We start from the raw sequence: 4,215 nt of genomic DNA on the forward strand, positions 1-4,215 counted from the left end.
CAATTTTCTTCCCTACAATTCTCATTGTAGTTATTAATTTATGTCACCCTCAAGCGACTTATTTAGTATATCATCTGTTTTACATACTGTCAATAACTTTTTAAATTTTTTTGAACTCAATCAGAAAAGTTATTCTTAGTTCAATTCAAGTTATTTATGTACCTCAACGACGTTTATTATATTAACATATATGATAATTGTCTTATTATATTAAATTATCCCATTAAATGACTTTATATTCATTATAGTGTAAAATTTATGTGAAATTCTCTCTAATTCTATTAGTGATACACTAGGAATAGTTATATTATATACTATATAAACTTTCACTAACTTTTCTTTATTTCCATTATGTTTAAGTACAACAGCTTAGCGCATTTGATATAAAAAAAGCAAATTTCGCTTACAAATATTTTGGTAAACAAAACTTGCTTTTTTTAACTTATCTTATATATAAACTTATATCATTTCCAAAATTAGTTGCTTATTAATAGCTTATTTATTGTTATACCCTATCTTCTCTAGAATAATTAAAGCAGTATCTTCAATAGCTCTCTCTGTAACATCTATAGTCTTACATCCTATTTTTCTCATTATTTTATCTGCAAAATCAAGTTCTTCTAACACTCTTGCATCTCCTGCATATTCAATGTCGGACGTAATCCTATGAAACTTATCTAACCTTCTTTTCCTTATTTCAATTAATCTAAGTGGATTTATTGTTAATCCAAATACTTTTTTTCTATCAATTTCATATATTTCATCTGGAACTCCCACTTCAGGCATTAAAGGAATGTTTATTGCCTTTACCCCCTTATTGGCCAAATACATACAAAGTGGTGTTTTTGAAGTTCTTGAAAGTCCGATCAACACTACATCGGCATTCTTTAATCCCCTATAATCTTTACTATCATCATATTGCATAGCAAATTCCATGGCTTCTATTCTCTTGAAATATACTTCGTCTGTTTGCCTCATAGCACCTGGGTTGTATGTAGGATGTGTATTTAATATAGTTGATGCCACATTTATTATTGGCCCTAATACATTCATAACCGATATATTTTTTTCCATTGCTTTTTGTGTCAAATGCTCCCTTACATTAACAGTAATTATAGTAGATACAATTATCACGCTCTCGCACTCATTTGCGATATTCATTACATCTTCAACATCTTCTAAAGATTTTACATATGGAATTCTTTTAACATCTACTTTTTCTGTAAATTGACTTGCCGCTGCAACAGCAACTTGGTTTGCAGTTTCTCCTATCGAATCTGATACTGCTAAAATTGTTAACATATTTATACCTTCTTTCTCATAATCTCATGATACTTTTTATACCTTACTCTTTTTTTATAAATATATACCCTGACCAATGCTTACAATACTTTAATTAATTATGTATGTGTTCCTGTTATCTCTATATTAAACTAAATTTGGTTCATTTAACAGTAGTGAATTTTTTTTTACTATATGTTACACTTTAGTATAACGTAATACAATTACAGTTGGAGGTACTCTTATGAAAAATAAAAAAGTGTTAACTATAAGTATTCTTCCTTTGATGTGGACTATATATGTCTTATTCGAGCTTATTACTGGAAGAATTAATGATCTTAGAACAATTTTATTTAATATGATACTAATTATATTATTTGCACTAGTAGGTCTATTCAGCTACATAATCGGAATTAAATACGAACGTGGATTTAAGTCTAATACACTTGTAATTCTATTTTTCTTTCTTTTTCTATTTGATCAAGGAATAAAGATATTAATAAAACTCTTTTGGTTTAATAATGATTTTCCTATAATATCTAGCTTGTTATATTTTCGACCTATAATTAATACTGAAGGTTCTTGGCTAAATGCTAGATTTGGAGCATCCGTTAATTTTCCTATTTTAATAACTATAAATATATTTGCTATATTTATTTTTATCGAAGTATATAGATATTATTTATACAAAGGAAACAAGGATTTCTGGGCCGATATGTGCTTTATTTTTGTATGCTGTGGTGCTACATGTTCGCTGATTGACAAGATTTTTTATGGTGGTAGTTTAGATTTTATAGGAATAAGTAATTTATTCATTGCTGATATAAAAGACTTATATATTAATATAGGAATATTATTCTTTGCCCTTACTATGTTTAACAATGGATACCTTGCATCTAATGAAGATACATCAGTTAAGGAAGATATTCAATCATTAAGAAAGTTTTTCTTATTTATAAAAAAGGATATCTCGCATAAGTTCAAATCCTTCTAAACAGTTATCTATTAGATTAGTAAAACCTATGAATACTTATTTAATGTTATTCATTTTATAAATTTGTAATATGATATGTTTCAAAATTTATAAAGGTAAATAAAAAAAGAGTTTTACTTTAAGTAAAACTCTTTTATTTATATAAATACTAAGCAAGTTTTTCAATAAGATTACTTTTAATAAAGTAATTGGTGGCTCACCCGGGAATCGAACCCGGGACACCATGATTAAAAGTCATGTGCTCTACCGACTGAGCTAGTGAACCATCTTACCTCGCAACGTCCTACTCTGCCACACAGTCTCCCATGCAGTACCATCGGCGCTATAGACCTTAACTTTCCTGTTCGGAATGGGAAGGAGTGTTACCTCTATGCCATCATCACGAGATTTTAATTAATAGTTAATACAATCTTCATCTATTACTTCAAATTTATGAAATAATCTTTATATAACTATTTTATAATATCTTGTCGAAAACTTGTCTCAACAAGATATTATTATACATAGTATTATCTATTATGTCAACACTTATTCAGAAATAAAACTTATTTTATTTTTTCGATATATTCTTTTATTAACTCTATAGATCTTTTAAACTTGCTCAACTCTTCTTTTGTCATATGAATTTCCACTACCTCTTTAACCCCATCAGCATTTAAAACAGCAGGTACTCCACAAAAAACATCTTTTTCTCCATACTCGCCATCTAATAATGTAGATACTGGCATTATCTTGTTTTCATCATTTATTATCGCTTTTATGACTCCTACAGCTGCTGTTGCTATACCATAATACGTTGTTCCTTTTCTATTGTACACTTCCCAACCTGCTCTCGCTGTTTCCAGTACTAGTTTATCTAAGTCAACTTCTCCTACTCTATCTTTATTGTCTTTTAATATCTCGTAGAATGACTTTCCTCCAACTGTAACATGAGACCATGGGACCATCTGTGAATCTCCGTGTTCTCCCATAGAATATCCTTGCACACTACGCGGATCAACATTTAATAGTTCTCCAATGAAATTTTTTAGTCTTGCTGAATCAACTGAAGTACCAGTTCCTATAATATGACTCTTTGGTAACCCAGATATCTTATAAACATGATATGCTATCATATCAACCGGATTGGAAATAACAATAAAGTGTCCTTTAAATCCACTCTTCATTATTGGCCTTACAATGGATTCTACTATTTTAGCTGATAATTCTAGTGTATCTAATCTAGTTTGCCCTTGCTTAGGCGGTGCACCAGCTGTTATTACCACAATATCTACATCCCCGCATTGCTCATAGTTCCCCCTGACAATTCTTATATTTCTATTCAAATATTCAATACAATGGTTTAAATCCATTACTTCCCCTAGAGCCTTTTCTTCATTTATATCAATCATTAATATCTCATCACATACCCCTTGAGTCATCAGACTAAAGGCTGTACTAGACCCTACTAATCCTGTTCCTATAATAGCCACTTTACTTTTTTTTAAACTCATATTTAACTCCTTTTAAGAAACTTATTCTTACTCATATTATTATTTTTATTTTACACTCATTTATTCACTTATAATTACTTATATATGCACGATTAAATATTATGGATTATATTATACACTATCTTAACTTTCTTCTAAGAATATAAAATCAGTCTTCGTATTCAAAATTTATCTAATTAATAAATTAATCCAATCTTTTATTCCTAAATGTTTATAATACTGAAAATAAATTACTTCTTTAATAATTTATTTTAAAACAAAAAAGGTTGTTAATAAAATTAACAACCTTTGTTATGGTGCGTCATCAGGGATTCGAACCCTGGACACCCTGATTAAGAGTCAGGTGCTCTACCAACTGAGCTAATCACGCAAATCTTACCTCGCAACGTCCTACTCTGCCACACAGTCTCCCATGCAGTACCATCGGCGCTATAGACCTTAACTTTC

The 4,215-nt window shown here is 29.6% G+C and carries 3 protein-coding genes, 2 tRNA genes and 1 rRNA gene; 1 reads left to right on the forward strand and 5 read right to left on the reverse strand.

What is annotated here, in order from left to right; all coding sequences use genetic code 11:
- Window positions 1–495: 495 nt before the first annotated feature.
- Window positions 496–1,302, reverse strand: coding sequence for a pyruvate, water dikinase regulatory protein (locus L1S46_RS26085; RefSeq protein ID WP_012061051.1), 807 nt, complete (start codon window positions 1,300–1,302; stop codon window positions 496–498).
- Between the two features lie 223 nt (window positions 1,303–1,525).
- On the opposite strand from L1S46_RS26085, the gene L1S46_RS26090 reads away from it, so the two are divergent.
- The gene (locus L1S46_RS26090; RefSeq protein ID WP_236895804.1) at window positions 1,526–2,275 is read left to right on the forward strand and encodes a signal peptidase II; all 750 of its coding nucleotides are present in this window, start codon (window positions 1,526–1,528) and stop codon (window positions 2,273–2,275) included.
- A gap of 189 nt (window positions 2,276–2,464) precedes the next feature.
- Here L1S46_RS26090 and L1S46_RS26095 read toward each other — a convergent pair.
- The 4 genes from L1S46_RS26095 to L1S46_RS26110 all read right to left on the reverse strand — a co-directional run bounded on the left by L1S46_RS26095 (window position 2,465) and on the right by L1S46_RS26110 (window position 4,138).
- A tRNA-Lys gene (locus tag L1S46_RS26095) sits at window positions 2,465–2,540 on the reverse strand.
- Between the two features lie 5 nt (window positions 2,541–2,545).
- A 5S ribosomal RNA gene (gene rrf / locus L1S46_RS26100) occupies window positions 2,546–2,662 on the reverse strand.
- Between the two features lie 158 nt (window positions 2,663–2,820).
- On the reverse strand, window positions 2,821–3,768 hold the full coding sequence (locus tag L1S46_RS26105; protein WP_238901425.1) for an L-lactate dehydrogenase: 948 nt from the start codon (window positions 3,766–3,768) through the stop codon (window positions 2,821–2,823).
- 294 nt (window positions 3,769–4,062) lie between these two features.
- Window positions 4,063–4,138, reverse strand: a tRNA-Lys gene (locus tag L1S46_RS26110).
- Window positions 4,139–4,215: the final 77 nt, after the last annotated feature.

It is taken from the genome of Clostridium sp. YIM B02500, from assembly GCF_022324665.1.
GTDB lineage: Bacteria > Bacillota > Clostridia > Clostridiales > Clostridiaceae > Clostridium > Clostridium beijerinckii.